The 23,208-nt window shown below is 71.2% G+C and carries 19 protein-coding genes; 3 read left to right on the forward strand and 16 right to left on the reverse strand.

Annotated elements, in window-relative coordinates; translation table 11 throughout:
* Positions 1 to 32: 32 nt before the first annotated feature.
* The 12 genes from IEX31_RS04420 to IEX31_RS04475 form a co-directional block, all read right to left on the reverse strand.
* Positions 33 to 1,037, reverse strand: coding sequence for a sortase domain-containing protein (locus tag IEX31_RS04420; protein WP_229662104.1), 1,005 nt, complete (start codon positions 1,035 to 1,037; stop codon positions 33 to 35).
* Positions 1,034 to 1,858 (reverse strand): hypothetical protein, encoded by an 825-nt coding sequence (locus tag IEX31_RS04425; RefSeq protein WP_188742230.1) that lies wholly within the window; start codon positions 1,856 to 1,858, stop codon positions 1,034 to 1,036. The genes IEX31_RS04420 and IEX31_RS04425 overlap by 4 nt, the downstream gene beginning before the upstream one ends.
* On the reverse strand, positions 1,855 to 3,036 hold the full coding sequence (locus IEX31_RS04430; RefSeq protein ID WP_188742231.1) for a COG1470 family protein: 1,182 nt from the start codon (positions 3,034 to 3,036) through the stop codon (positions 1,855 to 1,857). The genes IEX31_RS04425 and IEX31_RS04430 overlap by 4 nt, the downstream gene beginning before the upstream one ends.
* A gap of 135 nt (positions 3,037 to 3,171) precedes the next feature.
* The gene (locus tag IEX31_RS04435; protein ID WP_188742232.1) at positions 3,172 to 4,602 is read right to left on the reverse strand and encodes a hypothetical protein; all 1,431 of its coding nucleotides are present in this window, start codon (positions 4,600 to 4,602) and stop codon (positions 3,172 to 3,174) included.
* A gap of 49 nt (positions 4,603 to 4,651) precedes the next feature.
* A complete protein-coding gene (locus IEX31_RS04440; RefSeq protein WP_188742233.1) occupies positions 4,652 to 5,776 on the reverse strand; it encodes a hypothetical protein in 1,125 nt (374 codons plus the stop codon).
* A gap of 190 nt (positions 5,777 to 5,966) precedes the next feature.
* Positions 5,967 to 8,636: a hypothetical protein gene (locus tag IEX31_RS04445; protein WP_188742234.1), complete on the reverse strand. Its 2,670-nt coding sequence runs from the start codon at positions 8,634 to 8,636 to the stop codon at positions 5,967 to 5,969.
* Positions 8,633 to 10,291, reverse strand: a complete 1,659-nt coding sequence (locus IEX31_RS04450; RefSeq protein ID WP_188742235.1) for a phosphate ABC transporter substrate-binding protein PstS — start codon at positions 10,289 to 10,291, stop codon at positions 8,633 to 8,635. The genes IEX31_RS04445 and IEX31_RS04450 overlap by 4 nt, the downstream gene beginning before the upstream one ends.
* Entirely contained in the window at positions 10,288 to 11,538 is a 1,251-nt protein-coding gene (gene pstA, locus IEX31_RS04455) for a phosphate ABC transporter permease PstA (RefSeq protein WP_188742236.1), read from the reverse strand. The genes IEX31_RS04450 and pstA overlap by 4 nt, the downstream gene beginning before the upstream one ends.
* Complete coding sequence (pstC, locus tag IEX31_RS04460) at positions 11,538 to 12,605, reverse strand: phosphate ABC transporter permease subunit PstC (RefSeq protein ID WP_188742237.1); 1,068 nt, start codon at positions 12,603 to 12,605, stop codon at positions 11,538 to 11,540. Before pstC ends, pstA begins: the two co-directional genes overlap by 1 nt.
* Positions 12,606 to 12,755: 150 nt before the next feature.
* Positions 12,756 to 14,537 (reverse strand): protein kinase domain-containing protein, encoded by a 1,782-nt coding sequence (locus tag IEX31_RS04465; RefSeq protein WP_188742238.1) that lies wholly within the window; start codon positions 14,535 to 14,537, stop codon positions 12,756 to 12,758.
* Positions 14,534 to 15,409, reverse strand: a complete 876-nt coding sequence (locus IEX31_RS04470) for a lysozyme family protein (RefSeq protein WP_188742239.1) — start codon at positions 15,407 to 15,409, stop codon at positions 14,534 to 14,536. The genes IEX31_RS04465 and IEX31_RS04470 overlap by 4 nt, the downstream gene beginning before the upstream one ends.
* Positions 15,402 to 15,989, reverse strand: coding sequence for a hypothetical protein (locus IEX31_RS04475; RefSeq protein ID WP_188742240.1), 588 nt, complete (start codon positions 15,987 to 15,989; stop codon positions 15,402 to 15,404). The genes IEX31_RS04470 and IEX31_RS04475 overlap by 8 nt, the downstream gene beginning before the upstream one ends.
* A 366-nt stretch (positions 15,990 to 16,355) precedes the next feature.
* On the opposite strand from IEX31_RS04475, the gene IEX31_RS04480 reads away from it, so the two are divergent.
* From IEX31_RS04480 to hutI, 3 genes are all read left to right on the forward strand, one after another.
* Entirely contained in the window at positions 16,356 to 17,912 is a 1,557-nt protein-coding gene (locus IEX31_RS04480) for a M23 family metallopeptidase (protein ID WP_188742241.1), read from the forward strand.
* A 139-nt stretch (positions 17,913 to 18,051) separates the two neighbouring features.
* Positions 18,052 to 19,761 carry a urocanate hydratase gene (gene hutU, locus IEX31_RS04485; protein WP_188742242.1) on the forward strand — a complete coding sequence of 570 codons (1,710 nt, stop codon included), beginning with the start codon at positions 18,052 to 18,054 and terminating at the stop codon, positions 19,759 to 19,761.
* Between the two features lie 80 nt (positions 19,762 to 19,841).
* Entirely contained in the window at positions 19,842 to 21,128 is a 1,287-nt protein-coding gene (gene hutI, locus IEX31_RS04490; RefSeq protein ID WP_229662105.1) for an imidazolonepropionase, read from the forward strand.
* 15 nt (positions 21,129 to 21,143) lie between these two features.
* On the opposite strand, the gene IEX31_RS04495 is transcribed toward hutI, so the two are convergent.
* The 4 genes from IEX31_RS04495 to IEX31_RS04510 all read right to left on the reverse strand — a co-directional run bounded on the left by IEX31_RS04495 (position 21,144) and on the right by IEX31_RS04510 (position 23,207).
* Positions 21,144 to 21,440 (reverse strand): DUF503 domain-containing protein, encoded by a 297-nt coding sequence (locus tag IEX31_RS04495; RefSeq protein ID WP_188742331.1) that lies wholly within the window; start codon positions 21,438 to 21,440, stop codon positions 21,144 to 21,146.
* A 137-nt stretch (positions 21,441 to 21,577) separates the two neighbouring features.
* The gene (locus IEX31_RS04500; RefSeq protein WP_229662106.1) at positions 21,578 to 21,841 is read right to left on the reverse strand and encodes a DUF6510 family protein; all 264 of its coding nucleotides are present in this window, start codon (positions 21,839 to 21,841) and stop codon (positions 21,578 to 21,580) included.
* Entirely contained in the window at positions 21,841 to 22,620 is a 780-nt protein-coding gene (locus IEX31_RS04505) for an FAD-binding oxidoreductase (RefSeq protein WP_229662107.1), read from the reverse strand. The genes IEX31_RS04500 and IEX31_RS04505 overlap by 1 nt, the downstream gene beginning before the upstream one ends.
* A complete protein-coding gene (locus IEX31_RS04510) occupies positions 22,617 to 23,207 on the reverse strand; it encodes a sulfite oxidase-like oxidoreductase (protein ID WP_188742245.1) in 591 nt (196 codons plus the stop codon). The genes IEX31_RS04505 and IEX31_RS04510 overlap by 4 nt, the downstream gene beginning before the upstream one ends.
* Position 23,208: the final 1 nt, after the last annotated feature.

Below are 23,208 nucleotides of genomic sequence, written 5' to 3' on the forward strand. Positions count from 1 at the left end.
GGTTCAGGATGCATGGATCAGGGGGCGCGGGGTCAGAGCAGGTTCGGCAGGAGCCGCACGACCTCGCCGGTCACCCAGAGCGCGGCGAGCACGGTGAGCGGCACGAACACGATCCAGGTGCGGCGCGGCCCCACGTTGCGGTAGGCCCAGACCGCGACGAACTCGACGACCACGAGGAACTGCAGCGCGAACACGAGCGCCCACGCCATCGACGTGTCGCCGCGAAGCTCGCGGTCGGACTCGGGCAGCGTGGCGAAGTTCGTCAGCCGCACCCCCCTCGGCTGCACCTCGCTCGCCAGACGGGCATCCACTCGGGCCACTCCCGTCGGCGAGAAGGGCACGCCGCGGGCGGTGGTGAGGATGACGCGGCTCTCGCCCGGCGTCAACCGTGGCGGGGCCGGGTCGCCCGCGTAGCGCAGGCCGATCACCTCGAACGTGTGCTCCCCCTGCCCCGTGATGATCGTGAATTCGTCACCGGGCGCGAGTTCTTGGATGCGGGCGAACGGCCCGCCGAAGGCCGCCGCCCGCCCGAGGATCACGCTCACGCCGACCTGGCCGGGCAGCGAGGTGTCGCGACGATGTCCGGGGCCCAGCTGCGTGGTTCCCGAATCGGTGCCCTCGACCACGATCTCGCGGATGCCGAGCTTCGGGATCTCCATCAGCGCGACGGGCGCCCCGTCGGGCAGCAGCACGTCGTTCACGTCGCCTTCGCTCACCGGGCCGACGCCCTGCTCGAGCTGGGCGCGGAAGGAGTCGCTCAGCTGCTGCTGCGTGACGAAGTGGCGGATCTGGCCGATGACCATCACGTTCAGCACGAACGCAAGCAGCAACGCCGAGCAGACGATCAGCGTGCCGCGGATGAACTGCATGCGGGGCGAGAGCACCACCGGTGGGCGTTCCGGTCGCGGCATCCGTCGGGGTGGCTTCGGCGGCCGGGGCGGCTTCGGAGGCCGGATCTTCCGCGGCGGAGTGGCCGAGACGTCGCCGTACGTGTCGGTGCTGTCGTATCCGTACGTGTCGAGCTCCATGAGCGTCATGCAGGTTCTCCCACCCGCACCGGCTGCGCGAGCCGCCGCAGGAAGTAGCGCACCGCCGCGAACCCGAGCCCGACGACGATCAGCACGGCGATGAGCCACGGCGGCGCGAACACATTGGCGTCGCGCGTGAACGACGAGAGCTCGGCGTTGTCGACGACTGGGGGCGGAGTGAGGCGCGCGTGCACCGTCACGAACGTCCACTGTCCCACCCCTTGGAGGGTGGCGCTGATGGTGCGCTTCTCGCCGGGCACCATGCCGGTCACCGTCACGTCGTCGACCTCGCTGATGCGGTGGCCGAACGGACCCGCGAGCCAGAAGTCCGCGGTCGCGTCGATCGTCGACGTCGAGACGTTGCGCACGGTGAACCACACCTGCAGCTGACCGGCGAGCGGGTTGAGCGATGGCGAGAAGCCCCCCGCGAGCCCGCCGACCAGGAGCACACCACCGAGGCTCACCTCGTCCGGTTCGGGCGCGGGCGGCGTGGGCGGGGTCTGGTCCACGGCCGACGAGGGCGGGTCGGCGGTGTCGATGAACGAGCCGGATGTCTGCCCGTTGACGTTGAGCCTGCCGGGCGGCGTGATCGGTGGCCCCGCCGGCGGCGTGATTTGGCGACCGGTCGGGCGTCCGCTGGGCGGCACGGTGGGCGGCGGCGTGGGCACGAGGCCGTCGCTGATGTCCACGGTCAGGTTTCCGTCGCCCTCGCCCTCATCGGCGAGCGCCGTCTGGCCGGATGCCGCGGTGCCGGTCACGATGAGCAGAGCCACGATCAGCGCCCCGCGCAGCGCTATCCGCCGGGCGAAGGTGCGGCGGATGCCGGTCACGCACCGCTCCCGCCCGGTGTCGGGCCGGTGCCCACGGCGTCCTTGTCCCGGTCGTCATCGTGCTCGCCCTGCGCGGGTTCGCCCTGCGCGCGCTCGGCCTCGATCTTGCGGCGGGTCTCCTGCTCGGTGTACGCCATCCATGCGGCGGCGCGCTTCGCCTCGGCACGTCGCCGCCACTTGCCGAACAGCACGTACAGCAGCACGAGCCCTGCGACCACCACCACCGGCCACGGCGGCGCGATGAGCACGGTGTCGCGCGAGGTCTGGGCGACCGCGATGCGCTTGGTCTCGTCGTCGCCCTGGACGAAGGGGTTGAGGGTCACCCAGGGGTTGAGGTATCCCCAGCTCGCGACCCCGGGCACCTCGGTCTCGAAGGTGCGGGTGAACCCGGGCAGCAGTTCGGGCGCGCCATCGCCCTGTTTGCCCGATGCCGGGGCGCTGAACCAGGTGCGCACCCCGAGGGTGACGTTCGAGGCGAGCGCGATGTTGCCGGTGTTCTGCACCGTGTAGAGCACGCGCACGGCCCCGTCGAACGGGTTCCACCAGTCGCCCACGTATTGACTGTCGACGCTCGAGATCGTGAGTGCGGCCTGGATGTCGCCTGAGACGCGAAGGTAGAGGCGGGTGCCGAGGCGGCGGTCGAGGTTCACCTGCTGCCCGGGCGTGACGACCGAGGCGACGATCCCGCCGGGATGGTCGCCGGGCCCCGCCTGCGCGGGCACGTCGACGGTGAACGGGATGACGCGCGACTCGCCGGGCTGCAGGTCGAACTGCAGGCGGTTGGCGCCGCCCTCGAAGTGCACCCAGGTGCCGACATCCACCGGCTCGGCGGCGGTCTCGAGCAGGCCGAATTCGCCGGCGTCGTCGTTGAACGCATCGGTTGCGAGCACCGTGAACGACTGCACCACGGTGCCGGCGTTCTGCACGAGGTACTGGTCGGCGATCTGCTGGCCGGGGTCCGCACTGTAGCTGAAGCGGGTGCGGCCGTCTGGCTTGCCGTCGGCGCCCGCCGGCTGCCCCGAGATGCCGATGGTGTCCTCGGCGTGGGCGGCGGCGGGGTCGCCCACGATCATGCCCAGGAGCGCGGCGCAGCCGAGCAGGGCGACGACGAGGGCCCGGTGGATGCCGCGGGAGGCACGACGCGGGGCGGAGGATGCGGGGAGGATGACTGCAGTCACGGGCTGTGCATTTCGCTCGGGTCGCCTCCTGGGAGGCGGTGGTGATGTGGGGGTGGACACGCACATGCCGTGTGGGAAAGACGCGAGGCGCGCCTTTCCCACACGGGGATCACGTGGTGACGATCGCTCGAAGGACTACTTCGAGACGAGGGTCAGGGTGACGGTGGAGTTGTAGACACCCTTCTTCGCGTCGATCGGAGCCTTGAAGGTCAGGTCGGCGTCGAAGTTGGCACCCGCCTCGGTGGTGGAGGAGTTCGGTGCACCCGAGACGAGCGAGCCGAAGACACCCTCACCGGCGACCTTGGCGAGCGGGTTCACCGTGACGCCGTCCTGGATGCCACCGGCGGCGAGACCGGCGTAGCCCAGCTGAACGGCCGGAATCACGTGGCCGGCGTTCGTGGCCTCCTGACCCGTGAAGTCCGAGGCGCTGACGTTGACGTCCCAGCCCGAGAGCACGTCGCGGTCGTCGATCACCGAGAACTGGCCGAGCTTCACCGGCGCGGTCGTCTGGTTACGGCGAACCGGGCCGAGGTCGACGTTCGGGTTGGCCGGGGCCACGATCTTGAAGATGTTCGAAGCGGTGACCGTGGTGGTCAGGTTGCTCGTGAACGACTTCGCCTGAGTCTCGGTGAGCGTGAAGGAACCCCAGGCCGAGAGCGTCTCGTCGACGATCGTCGAGGGGGCCGGGCGAGCGACCTTCTCGTAGGCGAAGAGCTTCGCGGCGGAACCGGCCGTGACCTTGCCCGCCACGTCGACCGAGCCGACGCCGGCGGCGTCGAACACGACCGTGCCGAGCTCGACGCGAGCGCCGCCCTGGAAGGCAGCCACGTCGAGGGTCTTGTTCGCGTTCGCCGCACCGGCGTCGATCCCGACGACGGTGCTGTCGGGCGTCGTGGTGAGCGTCGCGGTCTCGGGAGCGACGAGCTCCGACTCGACCACGAGGTCGGCCGCGGGCTCGACGGGGCCGGTCTCGAGCACCAGCGGCTGGTACGTGTAGGTGTCCGTCGCCGCATCGATGGTGACGGTGCGGTAGACCGAAGCGACCGGGGTCACACCGTTGTTCGTCGTGAAGGCGAAGCCGACGTTCCACTCGCCACCCTCGGTGAACACCGAGTCGATGCCGCCGTTGTTGGCGAGAGCAAGGTCGCCCAAGGTCAGTGCAGGCGTGAGGAGGTTGCCGGTTGCCGGGTTGAATCCGCTGTCGTTGTAAGCGCGCCAGCTGCCCGTGCCGCCGTTCATCTCGCTCGGCTTCGCGATGAAGACGTAGGCGTGGTCATACGTGCCGGCGGCGGTGTAGTCGGTCGGCTTGACCTCGGCGAGGTAGTCCACGGGGTCCATGGCACCGAAGATGTACTGGGTCCGGTCAAACACCCGGCCTTCCTGCTCGGCGAGCTGGGCGTTCTCATCGAAGATGAAGAACGCGCCCGGGGATCCGTTGGGCTGCGGGTTGACCGGGAAGCCGGGGCCGCTCGGGATGGCGGCGTTCGCCGCCGACGCGCCGCCGCCCACGAGGGCGAGGGCCAGGGCACCGGCAGCTGCCGCGCGCCACTTCTTGCTGATGTTCATTGCATTCCTTTTCGTGAGGATTGGAAATTGCTGGAGAGGTGGTGGAGAACTAGCCGGCGAGCGCGGCGCGGAACGGCGTGGTGGTCGACGGCGCGAGGAAGCCGAACTTCTTCTTCACCGAACCGGCCTGACCCGGAAGGGCGCTCTGCGTGTTGCCGAGCTTCTGGGCGGCGTTGCTCACGACGCTGGCGAGGTTGGGGTCGTACTTCGCGTTGCCGACGGTCACGCGGGCGTTCTCCACGACGATGTAGGTGTCGCGGCCCCACGTGGTGTTGGCGTAGAACGCGGCGTTCGGCACCATCGAGGTGCCGGTGCCCGTCACCGCGGAGGTGCCGGCGACCGGCGAGCCGATCTTGACGCCCGCGCCGCGGCGGTCGATGCCGGCGCCTGTGTTCTGCGCCACCCACTGCGCCGCCGACATCGCGGTCACGGCGTTGGCCGGGAAGACCGAGCCGTCGGCGAGGTGCGACGTGTCGTGCTCCTGGCCGACCACGACGCAGCCGCCCTCGGAGACCTCGAGCACGCTCGCCTCGGTGGCGCCGATCTTCGCGATGAAGTCCTTGCGCGTGCCCGAGCCCGACTGCGGGATCACGGGAACGACCGTGACGCCGCCGACCTGCGTGATGGTGCACTCGAACAGGCCCTTGAGCGTCGCCTGGTCGATGTTGTCGAACGCCGCGTTGTCGCCGCCCGAGTGCGCGTACGAGAGCGCGTCGCGCCCGAACGGGATGTAGAGCAGCTCGCCGCTCGCGTTGACCGCCGCGCCCGACGACGAGCGTGCGATGTCGACCTGGCCGGTGATGGTCACGTTCGCGGGTGAACCCGGCGTGGCCGAGGTATAGGGCGCGCCGTCGATCGAGCGGCTGAGCGCCTTCACGCCGTCGCTCGAGCCGTTGGGTCGGCCGAAGCGCGGGCCGTTCGACTTCGCCTGAATAGTGACGGAACCGGTTGCGTCGAACGACGCCGCGAAGAGGCTGTTGGCCTGGGAGCGGACGGACGCGCCGGAGATGGTGGTGCCGTTGGCGAGGGCGTTCAGGACGTCCTGCAGTGTGTCGGAACCCACGACGACCGGACCATTCGCGACCGGCTCGGCGCTCGCCGGGGAGGCGACTGCGATCAGCGAGACGGCCACGCCGAAGGCGGCGGCCGCTGCTACAATCTTCTTCTTGTTCACAACTTTCCTTTTCTCGAGGGATCTGGTGTGACCAACGCTCGCTCTGGAAAGCGGGCGTCTTGGCGGCTCCCCGAGGGGGGCCGCCAAGTCTGTGGGGCGTCGATGTCCCACACCGAGGCTGGCTCGGCGAGGTGAACACTCGGCCGTCGTCTTGCGAAGGAACGCTGTACGGGGGCTGTGCAACAGGCATTCACGCGCGCCTCCTGATGCGTGTCATCACCGGCACGGCCAGCGCGGTCACGAGGCCGGCGGCCAGCCCGATCGGCACGGCGGCGGCGGCCGGGCCGATCTCGGGGTCCTCGGGGGTCGGTGCACCCGCCAGCGCCCCCGAGGCGTCACCGGTGGCCGCCGGGTCGGTGACGGCCGACGTAGTGCCCGCCGGCGCCGGCGCCGGTTGCTGCGCCGAAGGCGCCGGCGGGGTGAGACTGCCGCCACTGCCCACGTACGCGCCCGACGACGGGGACGACGGAGACGACGGAGACGACGGGGACGACGGGGACGTCGGGAACGTCCCCTGCTCGATCGCATCCGCCGCAGCGAGGGCCTGGTCCACCCACGACTGCGGCAGCGGCGCGTACCCGGGCGGGAGTTCGCCGACGTCGGTGCCCGGCGTCTGGCCGTCGCGGGCGGCGTACCGGATGAGGTCGGCGTACACGGCGCGCAGCTCGGCGTCGGTCTGCTTCGGGTTCAGCGCGGCGTACACCGGCATGGTGAGCGGATAGGCGGTGGGTGCCGCTTCGGCCGCCTTGCCGCCGAAGTCGTACTGGAGCACCTTCGGCTGCGCCGCCGTGGGCGTCATGGCCGCGGCCGCCGCCGCGAGGCTCTCGCGAGTGGGGGTCACGTACTCGCCCGCCGGGTTGCGCAGCGACGCGGTCACCGTCTGGTAGAGGGCGGCGGCCGGCGCGGTGGTCACGCCGATCACCTTCTGGCTGCCGAACAGCTCGCGCGGCGTCTTTCCGAACTTCGGGGGCACCGCGAACTTGTCCCAGCCGCCGAGCAGCAGGCCGTCGCCGCGCAGCACGCGATAGGCGCCATCGGCGAAGCTGTTGGTGAACGGCCGGTTGGTGACGAGGCTGATCGGGCCGGTGCCGTTGGCCGGGTCGCTCACGGTCGTGTCGGGCTTCTCGATGGGGTCGGCCTTGGGAAAGCTCTCGGTCGGCAGCGCCAAGCCGTGCCCGGTCGGATTCACCTCGGGGTTGGTCGAATACCAGGGATTCACGATCATCCCCCACTCGTCGGGCGTGCCGTCGAGCCAGGCCCGGGCGTCGGGGTCGGCGAGCACGTACTCCCACAGGCGCATGGCGAGGTCGGAGCGACCCGAGGGCATGAGCATGTCGGCCGCCGACGCCCCCGAGATGATCTGGGCCGACCATTCCGGGTCGTTGATCTCGCGGAACTCCGGGTCCTGCACGATCGTGCGCGCGTTCTTCCCCGGCTTCGAGAAACTCTCGAAGCCGATGTGCGACCTGTCGGCGCCCCCCGGCAGCGATTCCCAGTACGACGCGGTCAGCAGCTTCGCCACGAGTCGCGGCGTGAGCTTCATCTCGGTCATCGGCAGCGCCGCGCGGGCCTTGTACTCCTCGGAAGCCTCAGTCGGATGCGGCTGCCGGTCGATCGCGAACGAGATCGCGATGCCCGACAAGGCGACGGGCGCGTAGGCCACCGGGTCGGCGGCGTCGGCCACGCGGCTCAGGTCGAGAGGGCGCGACGTGAATGCCAGCGGGCTCGGCGCCGTGCCCGCGGCGCGCGCCAGCGCATCGGTCTCGTTGCCCTGGCTGAGCACGAACGGGGAGCCGTTCTCGCCGAGGCAGAGCCGCGGCTGCCACGACGCCACCGCCCCGGCGACGAGCTCGCTCCCCGCCAGCTGTCGCTCTGCTGCGCCGATCTCGCAGCGCACGCCGAGCGGCTTGAACTCGAGCTTCACCGCCAGGTGGTGCTCCCAGGCATCCCACCACAGCCCCGACCGGTCGATCTGCACAGATCCCGAGTCGTGCGTGCCGCGCGGGATGATCACGAGCCAGCACGACTGACCCACCACGGTGTCGTCGGGCTGCGTGACCGGCGTCCCGCAACCCAGACCGGTGGACTGCAGGGCCGTCTGCACCTCGAACGGCACCGAACCCGAACCGTCGGCCCCGGCGCCCGCCCACGGGACCTCGTTCGTGGTGAACGCGGAGAAGAACGGATTCGTGTTCAGGTTCACGTACTCGGTGCCGGTCTTCTGCTTGATGTTGCCCGCGTCGTCGGTCGTGAGGTTGTTCACCACGCGATCCGGCGGAGCCAGCTTCTCGTCGACGATGCCCTCGGGATTGGCGGCGACGAACGGGATGCCGGTGTACGTCGGCACGAAGAAGTTGTCAGCAGGATCGGTGTACGGCACGTCCCGTTCAGCGACCGCCTCATCCGCCACGGCGTAGCCGTCGCGCGCCGCGCCCCAGCCGAGCGTGCCGCCGTACTGGCACGTACGACGATCGGGGTGCCCCGGGTGCTCGGGATCCTCGCCCCAGCACTGCGCGACCTGCAGGAAGTTCGCTCCGCCATAGTTGCCCGAGGGGCGCACCGACGACTTGCCGCCCTTCCAGCGCACCTCGATGCCCTGCGACACGAGGTCACGGGTCTGCGAGACCGTGACCTCGAGATCGGGGAACGGCGCCCCCTCGGGGTTCAGCGCGTCGTGCGCGTTAGTGAGGCTCACCGCGCTCGAGGTGATCGTCTCGTCGGCCGCGGCCGCGGGTTCGGCCGGCACCACGGCCCCGCCGAACCCCACGGCGCCGGCCACCAGCAGGCCGACGACCAGCCCCGAGAAGCCGGCTCCGAGCCAGACCGCGCCGGCCGGGGCATCCGTCGACCTCGTGCTCATCGTTTCACCCCGCTCGACGACGACCCGGCGGTGGCTTCGGCACGTCGCAGCCGTTGCGACAGATACGGGGGCAGCGCCACCGCGGCGAGCAGCAGCAGCACGGCGCCGAGCATCACCGACTCCTCCCAGCCCCAGCCGTTGTCGCCCACCGTGAACGGCGAGGCGATCGCTGCGCCGGCCACCGTGGAGCCGCCGTCGGAGATCAGGTTGCCGTTCTCGTCGTACACCGCCCCCCCGGCCCCGCCCGCCGCCGCCTCGGCAGCCGCGGCCGCCGGATCACCGGTGGCGGCACCGCCGGCCGCGCTCCCGTCTGCGGCTGCGCCCGCCCCGCCGGTCGCGGCACCCCCGCCGCCCTTCCCCGACACCGGAGTCTCTTCGCGAGCACCGGCCGTGCCCGTCGTGCACTGGGCCGGTCCGCGCTTGTCGCACGCGGCCGGCTGGTGGGCGGTCAGGGCGAGCTGGTTCTTGTCGGGTGAGTCACCCGGCTTGAACGTGGGGTTGTTGCACGAGTTCGGGTCGACGTTCGCCGAGCCGGCGCCCGGGATGCGCCTGATCTGGTCGAAGCCCGCGAGCACGAGATTCATCGGCAGCGGCGAATACCCGAGATCGGGGGCCTGCTGCTGGCCCTCGCAGAGGAAGTAGCTCGCGAACGCACCGAGCGTCGCGCCCTTCGCCGTGGTGAACACGGGGGCGACATCCGGTCTCACCTCGGTCGGCACGATCACGTAGGAGTAGCTCGAGAGCGGGTACGTGCGAGGGTCGGCGTTGTTGTACACGCCGTCGAGGATCTGCGTCAGGTAGTCGGCCGAGGCGGGATCGGTGTTGATCCGGGCTTTCAGGAGCGCGACGGCCACCGAACTGGCCGTCGGCTCGATGTAGTAGTCGGCGGCGTTCAGCACCTTCGCGACCGGGAAGCCCGCTTCCAGCGCGTAGGAGTACTCGACGTACGTGATCGCGCCCTCGCCGTAGCCCTGGGCCACGTACCCTGCGACCTGCGCCGAGCCGCTCTGCGCCTTGCCGTTCGGCGGTGTCGGGAACTGCGAGGTCATGCCGGTGGTCCACAGATTGGGGTACTGCTTCGACATCCACAGCGTGAACTGCGCGGTCGTTCCCGAACCGTCGGAGCGCACGATCGGCACGATCGCCTTGTCGGGCATCGCCAGCCCGGGGTTGTCGGCCTGGATCGCCCTGTCGTTCCAGTTCCTGATCGCGCCGGAGAAGATCTTCGTGATCACCTCGCCCGACAGCCGCAGGTTCGTGACCCGCTTGCCGCCGATGACGAGGTGGTACATGAACGCCGTGCCACCGGCGACGATCGGCATGTACGCGTACCCGCGAGGCGACACCTCGGGCGCGGAGCCGTCTTCTGGTCTCGCCTGGAACGGGATCTCGCTCACCGCGAAGTCGACCGTGCCCTGGATGAAGTCGCGGCGACCGGCCGACGAGCCGACGCCGGTGTAGTTCACCTGCATGCCGTAGTTCGTCGCCACGTTCGACTTCCATTGGTCGATCGCGTTCTGGGACCAGGTCGACCCGGTGCCGGTGATCGGCTCATAGGTGGTGGCGGCGCTCGCGGGCAGCGCGATGCCCACGGTGAGCAGCAGGGTGCCGAGCACGGCGACCAGCCGCGTCCGGCGGTGCTTCAGCGGGTTCATTGCGGTTCCTCCAGCGGTTCGGCGGATGCCGCGAGGCGGCGTGCTGCGGCGGCATCCATGCGTTCGACGTCTCGTTCCGACGCGGCGCGCGCGGCGCGCTGCTGGCGGGGCGACAGGTCTCCGGGGCCCCGGCCGCCGATGACGCGGGCGATCGCGAACAGCGCCAGCACGAGCAGCAGCAGCACGGCGGCCGCGCCGAAGCCGCGCGCGATGATGTTCGGCTCGGGCGAACGCACGAAGTCGAACACCTGCAGCGGCAGCGAGATCATAGGGCCCTCGAAGGGATTCGTGTTCATCACGCTCGTGACGCCCGACGTGAGCAGCACGGGCGACGTCTCGCCGATGCCGCGGGCGGTGCCGAGGATCACGGCGGTGACGAGCCCCGAGCGCGCCGTCGGCAGCACCACCTGCCACACCGTGCGCCACTTCGACGCGCCGAGCGCGTACGACGCCTCGCGCAGGCTCCCCGCGACGAGGCGCAGCACCACGTCGGACGCGCGCACGATGATCGGCAGCATCATCACCGTGATGGCGAGCGCTGCCGCGAACCCTGATCGCTGGTGCGTGAAGACCAGGATGACCGCCGAGTAGATGAACAGGCCGGCCACGATCGAGGGCAACGCGGTCATGGCGTCGACGACGGTACGCACGAACCGCGCGAAGCGCCCGCCCACCTCGTTGAGGAACAACGCCGTGACGATGCCGAGCGGAATCGAGATCGCGAGCGCGATGCCGATCTGGATCAGCGTGCCGACGATCGCGTGCGCGACCCCGCCGACGTCGAGGCCGTCGAGCGGGCCTGCGAACTCCATGTCCTGGAAGAAGAAGTTCAGGTGCAGCAGGGCGGGGAATCCGCGCACCAGCGCGTACGCCACCACGAAGATCAGTGCGGTGCCCAGGATGACCCCGGCGCTCGCGAGCACGACCGTCATCACGCGATCGATCACCTCGCGCCCGTCGGAGGTCGTGCTCACCAGCAACGCGTAGATGCCGATGAAGCACAGGAACGCCACGACGACGAACCCGACGAAGCCGCTCAGGGGCGCGATCCAGCCGAACAGCAGGATCGCGATCGCGAGGGCGCCGGCGACGGCGCCCAGCAGGGCGTACCGGTCGTCGAGCCGCGCCGAGCGCAGCCGGAGGCGAGGGCCGACCTCGATGCCGTCCTTGACCGGCACGGCCGTGCGCGCCTCAGCCTCGCTCGTCGCCTCGTCGGGCTCGAGCTGCTCGAGGGTGGTCAGCGACATCACACCTCGCTCTCAGCGCCGGAGCGGGAGCGTGCGACGACCGACGCGGCGGTGAAGTTGATGACGAGCGTGACCAGGAACAGCACGAGGCCCGCCGCCATCAGCGCCGAGAGCGCGAACTCGCTCGCCTCTCCGTACCGTAGGGCGATGAGCGCGGAGACCGAGTTGCTGCCGGTCTTCAGCACCTGCCAGTTGATGGAGAAGATCGGCGAGATGATCATGTAGACCGCGATCGTCTCGCCGAGTGCCCGGCCGAGGCCGAGCATGGTGCCGCCGATGATGCCGCCGCGGCCGAACGGCAGCACGACCGCGGTGATCATGCCCCAGCGCGTCGCGCCGAGTGCGTAGGCCGCCTCGCGTTCGCCCGCCGGAGCCTGCATGAAGGCCTCGCGCATGATCGAGGTCTGCGTCGGCACGACCATGAGGGCGACCACGACACCGGCGATGAAGGCCGACGAGGTGAACGCACTGGCATCCGTCAGCGGTTCGCCGGTCTGGTCGGTGACCGCGAAGAAGGGGATCCAGCCGAAGTAGGTCGAGATCCAGCGCGACACGGGAATGATGTTCTCCTGCAGGAAGAAGACCCCCCACAGGCCGAACACCACGCTGGGCACCGCAGCCATCAGGTCGACCACGGTGATCGACCACTGCTTGAGCTTTCCCGTCAGCACCTCGGAGATGAGCATCGAGGTGCCGAGCGCGAGCGGCACCGACACGCACATGGCGATGACCGCGATGGTGATCGTGCCGAACAGCACCGCCGCGATGCCGAACTCGCCGGTCTCGGGCGACCACTGCTGCTCGACGAGGAACCCGAATCCGGTCACCTGCAGCGCCGAGCCCGCACGCAGCGAGAGGAACAGGCCGACGGCGAGCATGATGGCGACGGTCGCACCGCCCGCCGCGAAGGCGACCGAACGGAAGATCGAGTCGGACCGCGAGGGCCTGGGCGTCAGCGATCGCGGCTCCTGCGGCGGCTGTGCCGACGGGCCCTCCTCGGCGAGGATCACCGTGGTGGTGACCTCGCCGGCGCTGCGATCGTCGCTCACGACCGCTCCGATCGACATGTCATCGTGTGGAACCTCGGACCTCGAACTCGGACGCTGGAGTGGTGGCGCGTACGAGCGCCGACACGACCTCACGGTGATTGCGGAAGGTGAACGCTGGATTTCGCCCACACGAAGGACGACTGGACGGCACGTTGCGAACCGAGCGACTCAGTCGGCTTCGGCCCCAGGAGTGGGAGTGGGAGTGGGCGTTGGCGTTGGCGTGGAGGGCGGCGGGATCTCGGCCTCGAGCAGCGTGACGGTGGTGCGCAGCTCCACCGATGCGCCCTCACCCGGGTCGGTGCCCACGATCGTGCCCACGGCGACCCCCGCGGTGAGCCGTGAGCCGATCGCGACCGTGAATCCCGCCCGCTGCAGCGCTGCCAGGGCTTCGGCGCGTGAGAGGCCGACCACGTGCGGCACCCGATTGAACCCCGAGGCGACCGTGAGCGAGACGGCTGTTCCTTCGTCGAGGGTCGTACCCGCCTCGGGCGATGAACCGAGCACCGTGTCACTGGGACGCTCGGACTCGACGACGGTGAGCTCGCCGACGACCAGGCCGGCATGGGCGAGTGTGCGCGTCGCGTCGGCGAGGGTCGAGAGCGCCAGATCCGGCACGACGACGCGAGCGACTGCGGGGATCGTCTCCACGGGCGCGCTCGGCGGCGGGACGGCCGGCGGCGGCGCGGCGGCCGGCGGCGGCGCGGCCTGCTCCCCGGACGGCGCCGGAGTCGGCACCGGAACGGCCGGGGAGCTCGCTGCGACGACACCGAGGATGGTCGCGACCGTGAGGAGCAGAACGACACCCGACGCCCATGCACCGGCAGTGCTGCGCCCGCGCCCGGCGACGAGACGCCGTTTCCCGCTCCGCTTCGGAGCGCCTCGACGGCGCACTGCGCCCGCCCGCTGCACGGCGGTGACTTCGGTGGTCGGCGACCGCGTCGGCACCGTCGTGCTCCCGAGCACGCGCGTCACGGCCTCACGCTGGGGCCTGCCGACCGCCGAGGTAGCCGACGTCGCCCGCGTGCTCCCGGGCTCGGTCTTCGGCTTCGCGCCGGAGGCCCCGGCGGCGGTCTCGAGTTCGGCCCGCATCTCGGTGGCCGAGGCGAACCGGTCCGCCGCATCCTTCAGGAGCGCCCGTACCACGATCCGGTCGATCCGGCGCGGAATGCGCGAGTCCATCACCGACGGCACCGGCGGCGGGGCCTCGAGGTGGGCGCGCATCGTCTCGGCCGGAGTGGCGCGCGGGAACGGCGCGTGTCCGGTGAGGGCGAAGTAGAGCACCGCACCCGTCTGGTAGAGATCGCCGCGCTCGTCGACGGCGCCCCCGCGAACCTGTTCGGGAGACATGTAGTTCACATTGCCGATCACCCCGGCGCGGGCCGAAACGTCGGTCACCGACTCGCTGCGCAGGATATCGGTGCCGAGGGCGGCGCGGCCCGCGGCATCCGCAAGTCCGAAGTCCAGCAGTCGCACGCCGTCGGTCGTCAGGCGACCCGATGGATCGAGGGAGACCATGACGTTGGCCGGCGACACGTCGCGATGCACGAGACCCGCGCCGTGCGCCGCCTCGAGCGCGCGCAGCACGCCGTCGATCACGTCGATCGCCTCGTCGACGCTCAACTGTCCGTGCCGCTCGACCTGCTCCGAGAGACTCCGCCCCTGAGCACGCTCGAGGGCGATCCACGCCACCGGCTCCCCGGTTGCCTCATGGGTGCCGACCCCGAGCACGCCGGCGATGTTCGGATGCCGGAGTCCCTGGGCACGTCGTGCCTCCTCGAAGAACGCCTCACGCGCAGCCGGCCGGTTCGACAAGTGCGGGTGCAGGAGCTTCAGGGCGACGGATGAACCGTCCGTCGTATCGAGCGCCGCGAAGACCGAGGCCGAACCGCCTGTGCCGAGCAACTCGCCGAGGCGGAACCGCCCGGAGATGAGGCCGGACGGTTGGGTCATCCCCGGGCTCGCTCGGCGTAGTCGCTCGCCGCGGCGGCCACGGCGTCGACGTACGCGTCCACGTGGTTGTAGGCGAAGACCGCGCTGCGCCAGGCGGCCGGATCGGACAGGTCGCCGGAGTTGCACAGGTATCGTGCGGCGGCGAGCGATACGTCATCGATCTGCTGGGGATCTGCGATCCCGTCGGCGTTTCCGTCCGCGCGCCACTCCTGCCATGTCGACGGGATGAACTGCATCGGTCCGACGGCACGGTCGGTCGCCGGGGAACCGTCGAGCACGCCGCCGTCGGTGTCATCGATGCGGTCGAATTGCTCGCCGTCGAGGTCGGGGCCGAGGATCGCCGGTCGCGCAACCCCGTCGTCGCCGAGCGACGACCTGCCATGGGTGCCATGCCCGGACTCCAGCCGACCGATGGCGGCGAGGGTGCTCCAGCCGATGCGGCAGCCCGGCGCCTCGCTCCGCATCGCAAGCTCGGCTCCCGCGTAGCCGAGCAGCGCTCGGAGGGGGATCCCGGTGCGGGCCGCCTGCTCGCTCGCCCAGGCGGGGTCGACGTGTGCCGCGTTCCCGCGCGTCCCCGCACGGGCGACCGCCGCGGCATCCGGAGTCGTGTCGGACACTGTGTCGGATGCCGCGGGCCGCACGACATCGGCCGGCACCGCGGCATCCTCGCCCTCGGGCGTTTCCGCGGCGACGAGCTCTCCCGGGTCCACGGACTCCCCCGAGCCGGCGGCCTGCCGCGAGCCGCCGACACCGGCGGAGGAGTGCGGCTCAGCGGACGTGATGGCGCCGCCGAACATCCAGACCGCGAGTGCGAGGAACGCCGCGAGCATCACCATCGGCCACGCATGCCCTCGTCGCCCACCGTCAGGCATCCGCAGACGCTCCCAGGATGCGGGGACGGCCGGCGCCTGATGACGGACCGTGGTCGACGACCGGCGAGATGAGAGCGCGCACGAAGGCCGCGAGCGCGCCGACTGCCGCCTCTGAACCCGTTGACGAGGAGGCGTACCAGCGGCTCGAGGTCATCACCGGCGACCCCTCGTGCGTGATCATCCAGCCACGTGACGAGGTCAGTGGCCCGGGAACGATGTCGATCTCGAGGCGTGCCTCGTCGCCCTGCAGCCGCTCCACGTGCATGCGGGCGGCCTCGACGCTGCTGTAGAGGTGGAAGCTACGTCCGAGTTCGCGATTGTTCGTCGCGAACAGGCGCCAGAGCCCCGGAGACCCCTCCTCCGGCCTGCCGGGGGTTGGTCGGTGCGACGTGCGGGTCGACACAGCTCGCGACATGGAGCGAGCCGGCCGAGGCGAGGCTTCTGCCGAGCGGACGACGAACGGGTGCCGGAACCGCGCCCACGCGATGAGCATCTGGTCGTCCATGGAGTGGAAGACGGTGAAAGTCACACGCCCTCGCGGCAGCGTCGCGTCGCTGCCCGAAGCTCGGGGACCGGTCACGATATCCTCATTCGCTCTCGCGCCGGCGCGGGTCTCCGACGACCGAGTGACCCGCGGCGCCCGAATTTGGGCGGCGGTGCGGCACGGGCATCTTGCGATGCCGAGGCCAGCATTCGGTCGCTCGGTGAGCAGACGGAATGGCGGTGTGGAACAAGGGGTGTCCACGAGGTGACGGCTCGGGAGCCGGCCGGTGTGATCCAGGCGGCGGACAGCGGAGTTCCGGAGGAAGCGCCGCATCGTGTCCCTCGAACTGGGTGCGCGCCGGGCGCCGGGGAGGTGTCTCCCCCGGGCGAGGGAGTTGTCTCCCCCGGGCGGCGGTGCGACACTGGACGGGATCGCTCTGGGTCTACGCCCGAACGGAACTTCATGACGCCGAATCGTTTCTCCTTCACCGCAGAACGCCCGCGGTATGCGCGCAGCAATGCCGAACGCCCGTGGTATGTGCGGAGCCGCGGTCGCGCCGGCGTCGTCCTGACCACCGTTACGGCCGTCGCGCTGTTCGGCCTCGGCAGCGGCGCCGCGGTTGCCGAAGAGGTCGTGCCGACCGATACCGCAATGCCGACGGACACGTCGACGACCGCGGAGCCGACATCCGAGCCGGCGCCGATCGAGGAACCCGCGGCGGACCCGGAACCCACAGACCCGCCCGCCACCGAAGAACCCACGCCGACCGACCCCCCGGCCACCGAAGAACCCACGCCCACTGACCCGCCCGCCACCGAAGAACCCACGCCGACCGACCCCCCGGCCACCAAAGAACCCACGGCACCGCCCACCACCGCACCGCCGACGACGGCACCGCCCACCACGGCACCGCCCACCACCGCGCCGCCGACGTCCGCCCCGCCGGCATCGAGCACCCCGCTGCCGAGCGCACCGCTGAGCTTCTTCGGCGAGGGGCCCGTCGTGCGCTTCAGCTCCTCGACCACCGCCACGAGCGCCCAGTCCGCGGCGCTCCTCGCCGCCCGCGCGAAGATCGACAGCGCGATGGCCGCGCTGAGGGAGGCCGAGGCGGCGCTCGCCGACGCCAGATCGATGCGCGGGGAGGCCCGCGCGGTCGCCGAGCTCTTGCAGGAGTCCGCCGATGCGGCGCAGCTCGATGCCGATGCGGCCGGCCGCGTCTACTTCGCGGCCGCGCACGGTGATGGCACGACGATCTCGTCGATGGACGCCGTGTTCGGGGCGGGCAACGACCTGCTCGCCGGCCTCGGCGGCGTCGCACGAGTCACGCAGATCCACGGTGACGCCGAGGCGCTGCTCGCAATCGCCGAGGAGCGTGCCGACGAGGCCGAGGCCGCCCAGGAGCGCGCCGACGCCGCATGGGCCGCCGTCGACGCGGTCCCGGTCGAGGATCGCGAACGCGACGTCGCCGCCGCGGAGCGGGCATTGACCGACGCGCGTGCCGCACTCGCCGCGCTGCAGCAGCGCGCCGACGACGAGAGCCGGCTCGCCGCGAGCAGCATCGCTCTCATCGCCTCGCTGCCGGCCGACACCGGACAGCTCAGCGAACAGGGCTGGGCACTGCCCGTGGCCGGTCGCCTCACGGACGGCTTCGGGCCACGCCCGAACAAGCCGCTGCCGAGCGTGAACGACTTCCACCGCGGCACCGACGTCTCGACCTCGTGCGGGTCGCCGATCTTCGCCGCAACGAGCGGTGTGGTCGTCGAGGCCCGCCGCAACGGGACGTACGGGAACTGGATCCTGATCGACCACGGCTCCGGAATCTCGACCGGGTACGCGCACCTCGCCGACGGGGGGTATGCCGTGAGCGCCGGACAGACCGTCGCCGCCGGCCAGCTCATCGGCGCCGTGGGCTCGACGGGCGCGTCCACCGGATGCCACCTGCACTTCGAGGTGCGCCTCGGCGGCATCGCGGTCGACGCCATCCCGTTCATGGCGGGCCGCGGCATCACGCTCGGCTGACGCGATCGGCGGGTTGAGGAGGTGCGCCAGCGCCTCGAAACCCGCCGCCCGTGCCACCCCGCCGCCGCCGTCTGGGATCCCGGACGCACACCCTGCGGCATCCGTTGTCGCCGGATGCCTCGTGCGGTGTGATCGAGGCATGACCGACGCACCCATCGCACCCGCGCGCACCGTCCGCGCCGCCCGCGGCTCGCAGCTGACCGCGAAGAGCTGGCAGACCGAGGCACCGCTGCGCATGCTCATGAACAACCTCGACCCCGAGGTCGCCGAACGCCCCGAGGAGCTCATCGTCTACGGCGGCACGGGCAAGGCCGCCCGCAACTGGGAGGCGTTCGACGCGATCGTGCGCACGCTCGAGGGCCTCCAGGCCGATGAGACGCTGCTCGTGCAGTCGGGCAAACCCGTGGGGGTCTTCCGCACGCACGAGTGGGCGCCGCGCGTGCTCATCGCGAACTCCAACCTCGTCGGCGACTGGGCGACGTGGCCCGAGTTCCGCCGGCTCGAGGCGCTCGGGCTCACAATGTACGGCCAGATGACCGCCGGCTCGTGGATCTACATCGGCACGCAGGGCATCCTGCAGGGCACGTACGAGACGTTCGGTGCGGTCGCGCGCTCGCTCGCCGTCAGGCGGGGGGAGGGTGCGGCGGATGTCGCGGCAGCGACGCTCGCCGGCACGCTCACCCTCACCGCCGGCTGCGGCGGCATGGGCGGCGCGCAGCCGCTCGCGGTGACCATGAACGGCGGCGCGGTGCTCATCGTCGACGTCGACGAGACCCGGCTCGCGCGACGCGTCGACCACGGCTACCTCGACGAGCTCGCCGACGGCCTCGACGATGCGGTCGCGCGGGTGCTCGCCGCGAAGGAGGCGCGCACCCCGCTCAGCGTCGGGCTGGTCGGGAACGCGGCGACGGTGTTTCCCGAGCTCCTCGCGCGTGGCGTCGCCATCGACGTCGTCACCGATCAGACGAGCGCGCACGACCCGCTCTCGTACCTGCCTGAGGGGGTTACCGTGGCCGAGTGGCACGAGCTCGCGGCATCCGACCCCGATGGGTTCACGACGCGGGCCCGCGCGAGCATGGCCAAGCACGTCGAGGCCATGGTGGGCTTCATGGACGCGGGCGCCGAGGTCTTCGACTACGGCAACTCGATCCGGCGCGAGGCAGAGCTCGGCGGGCTCGCGCACGAGCGCGCGTTCGCGTTCCCCGGCTTCGTGCCCGCCTACATCCGGCCGCTCTTCGCCGAGGGCAAGGGCCCGTTCCGCTGGGCAGCGCTCTCGGGCGACCCGGCCGACATCGCCGCGACCGACCGGGCGATCCTCGAGCTCTTCCCGCATGACGAGCACCTTCGCCGCTGGATCACCCAGGCCGGCGAGAAGGTGCACTTCGAGGGCCTGCCCGCCCGCATCTGCTGGCTCGGGTACGGCGAACGGCACCTCGCGGGGCTGAAGTTCAACGAGATGGTGGCCTCGGGCGAGCTGAGCGCGCCGGTGGTCATCGGCCGCGACCACCTCGACTCGGGCTCGGTGGCCTCGCCATACCGCGAGACCGAGGCCATGGCCGACGGCTCCGACGCGATCGCCGACTGGCCGCTCCTGAACGCCCTGCTCAACACGGCTTCGGGCGCCACGTGGGTGTCGATCCACCACGGCGGCGGCGTCGGCATCGGCCGTTCCATCCACGCCGGACAGGTGATCGTCGCCGACGGCACCGATCTCGCCGCCGAGAAGATCGCACGCGTGCTCCTGAACGACCCGGGCTCGGGCGTCATGCGACACGTGGACGCGGGCTACGAGCGCGCCATCGAGGTCGCCCGCGAGCGGGGCCTGCGCGTGCCCATGATGGAGGGGTGACGGATGTCGCGCCAGCGCGCCCAGAGTGCAGTTGCCGCCCGCCAACCGGCGCCGACTGCACTCTCGAGGGGGCGCACCCCGTGAGCACGCTCATCGCAAACATCGGCGAGCTCGTCACGAACGAACCGGCGCCCGGCCGCGACGGCGGGCCGCTCGGCATCGTGCGCGACGCCGCGGTGCTCATCGAGCACGGGCGCGTGGCCTGGGTCTGTCGCGCCGCCGATGCCCCGGCCGCGACCGCGGCCGCTCCTCATCGAACCGTCGCAACCGGTGGGTCAGCCCACGGAGCACCCGCAGTTCGCGACGGTTCGATGAACTCGGACGCGACGCGCGGCACGTCGGAGGTCGAGGTGGTCGACGCGGGGGGCCGCGCCGTCATCCCCGGCTTCGTCGACAGCCACACGCACCTCGTGTTCGGCGGCGACCGCGCCGACGAGTTCTCCGCACGCATGGCGGGGCGACGGTACGAGGCGGGCGGCATCCGCTCGACCGTCGCGGCGACGCGGGCCGCGTCCGACGACGAGCTGGGCGCCCGGCTGGCGGGCTTCGTCGGCGAGTTGCACGCCCAAGGCACGACGACCTTCGAGGTGAAGAGCGGCTACGGCCTTTCCGTCGCCGACGAGGCACGGCTGGTGCGTCTCGCCGGCGAGGTCACCGACGAGGTGACCTTCCTCGGCGCGCACGTCGTGCCGGCCGAGTATGCCGACGCTCCCGACGCCTACGTCGACCTCGTGGTCGGCGAGATGCTCACGGCCTGCGCGCCGCACGCCCGCTGGGTCGACGCGTTCTGCGAGCGCGGCGCGTTCACGCCCGAGCAGTCGCGGCGCGTGCTCGAGGCGGGCGCGGCGGCCGGTCTCGGGATCCGGTTGCACGGCAATCAACTCGGTGAGGGTGACGGAGTTCGCTTGGCGGTCGAGCTGAGCGCGGCATCCGTCGACCACTGCACCTACCTGAGTGCGGCGGATATCGCGGCGCTCGCGACATCCGCCACGGTGGCCACCCTGCTCCCGGGCGTCGAGTTCTCGACGCGCCAGCCCTACCCCGATGCGCGTCGGCTCCTCGACGCGGGCGTGACCGTCGCGCTCGCGAGCGACTGCAACCCGGGCTCGAGCTTCACGAGCTCGATGCCGTTCTGCATCGCCGTCGCCGTGCGCGACATGGGCATGACCCCGGCTGAGGCGGTATGGGCGTCGACGGCGGGCGGGGCTGCGGCGCTTCGTCGAACGGATGTCGGCGCCATCCGACCCGGCGCACGTGCCGACCTCGCGCTCCTCGACGCGCCGAGTCACGTGCACCTCGCCTACCGGCCGGGCGTGCCGCTCGTCGCGCGGGTGTGGAAGGAGGGGGAGGTCATCGCCGAGCGGTGAGCCGGCGGCATCCCGTCAATCGTCGTCGCTGCGCCGGATGCGCCGCCCGGCCGAGAGCAGGGTGACGTCGGGTCGAGAGGCCATGAGCCGCTCGGCACGATCGAGCACCTCGGTCACCCGCTCGGCCCCCGCCGCCACCACGCCGACGCCGATCGCCGCGCGCCGGTGCAGGTCCTGGTCGCCTACCTCGGCGACGGATGCTTCTGTGGTCTTCCGCAGCTCCGCGAGGATGGGGCGGAGCACCGCACGCTTCTCCTTGAGCGAGTGCACGTCGCCGAGCAGCAGGTCGAACTCGATCCAGCCGATCCACATGGCCTCAGCCTTCCAGATGCCGGCGAGATCTTCCCTCTCGCTCACGTCAGTTCACCTCACATGAGGCGCGGTCGACATGACGGATTCGGAATGTCGAAGAGATTCGGCGCGCGGAGTCCGGAAGAACGTCCGTTTCGCTACGCGGGCTCCCGCCGCACCTCGATCGCGCTCACGCCGCTGAACCCGATCCACGCACGATCCTCCGACTCCACGAGGGTCGCGAGCACGTGCCCGCACGAACCGCACCGCACGACCGTGCCCGCGCCGCTCCGGTAGACCATCGCGCGTGCGAGCTCCGCCACGGTGCCGCACCCGCTGCACCGGGCGGTGGCCATCGTGACGTCGAAGCTGAAGAACTCGGCCAGCGGGCCGGCGAGCCAGTTGCCGTCGACGTGCTCCATCACGTGCCTCCGTATCGCTCGGTGCGGATCGATCGCGTGTCGTGCCCGAGCCCCACCAGCCAGTCGGCGACGCGCTCGACGAAACCGGTGGACCCGCAGACGTACACGAGCGGCCGGTCGGCTGCGGGGATCACCGCGGCCTCGAGCGCCTCACGCGTGATGCGGCCGGCCGGCGCCGGCCAGCCGTCGGGCGTGCGTCGCGAGTACACGAGGTCGAGCCGGAAGGGGGCGGATGCCTCGGCGAGCGCGCGCAGCTCGTCGGCGAAGTACACGTCGTCGGGCGTGCGCGCCGAGTACAGGAGCCGGAACGGCGCCGGGTCGTCGGCGTCGGCGTGGGCCTGCGCGATCGCGTAGAGCGGCACGACGCCCGAGCCGCCGGCGATGAGCTGCACCGGGCGGGCGTCGACCCGGTCGGAGCCGGCCGCGCCCGCGGAGCCGGCGGAGCCGGAGCCGGCGCCGCCCGGCCGCCACACGAAGAACGCGCCGAGCGGACCGTGCACCTCGAGCATGTCGCCCGCTCGCACCTCGTCGACGAGGAACGGCGACACCTCGCCGTCGGGCAGCTTGTCGACGGCGAGCACGACCCTCATCGTCGGCCCCGACGAGGCGATCGAGTACGACCGCGTGGCCGAGTAGCCGTCGGGCGCCGTGAGCCGCACGTCGAGGTGCTGCCCCGCGGCGTTGCCCGGCCAGCCGTCGACGTCCAGGTCGAGGCGTGCGGCGTTGGGCGTCTCGCGATGCGTCGCGGCGACGGTGGCGACGTGCCAGCCCGGCCTCACCAGTACCGTTCCTCCTTCCACGGATCCCCGTGGAGGTGGTAGCCGTTCTGCTCCCAGAAGCCGGGATCGTCCTGATCCATCATCTCGAGCCCGCGCACCCACTTCGCGCTCTTCCAGAAGTAGAGGTGCGGCACGAGCAGCCGCGCGGGTCCGCCGTGTTCGGGGTCGAGCGGTTCACCGTCGAACTCGAACGCCACCCACGCCTTGCCGTCGAGCAGCTCGTCGAGTGGCACGTTGGTGGTGTAACCCCCATAGCTGTGCGCCATGACGTACTCCTGCTCGGTCTCGACGTCGGCGAAGAGCGTGTCGAGCGAGACGCCGCGCCAGCTCGTGCCGAGCTTCGACCAGTGCGTGACGCAGTGGATGTCGGTCGACACGTCGTCGATGTCGAGTGCCATGAACTCGTCCCAGTTCCAGCGGTGTTCGCCCGACTCGGTGCGGATCGTGAACTCCCACTCGGCCGTGTCGATGTCGGGCGTCGGGCCGGCCGATAACACGGGGAAGTCGCTGACGAGTGTCTGCCCGGGCGGCAGGCGTTCATCGCGATCGCGACTGCGGCCGCTGAACCCTCTGGTGATGAACGACATG

This window comes from Agromyces bauzanensis (assembly GCF_014645655.1).
Taxonomy (GTDB): Bacteria; Actinomycetota; Actinomycetes; order Actinomycetales; family Microbacteriaceae; genus Agromyces; species Agromyces bauzanensis.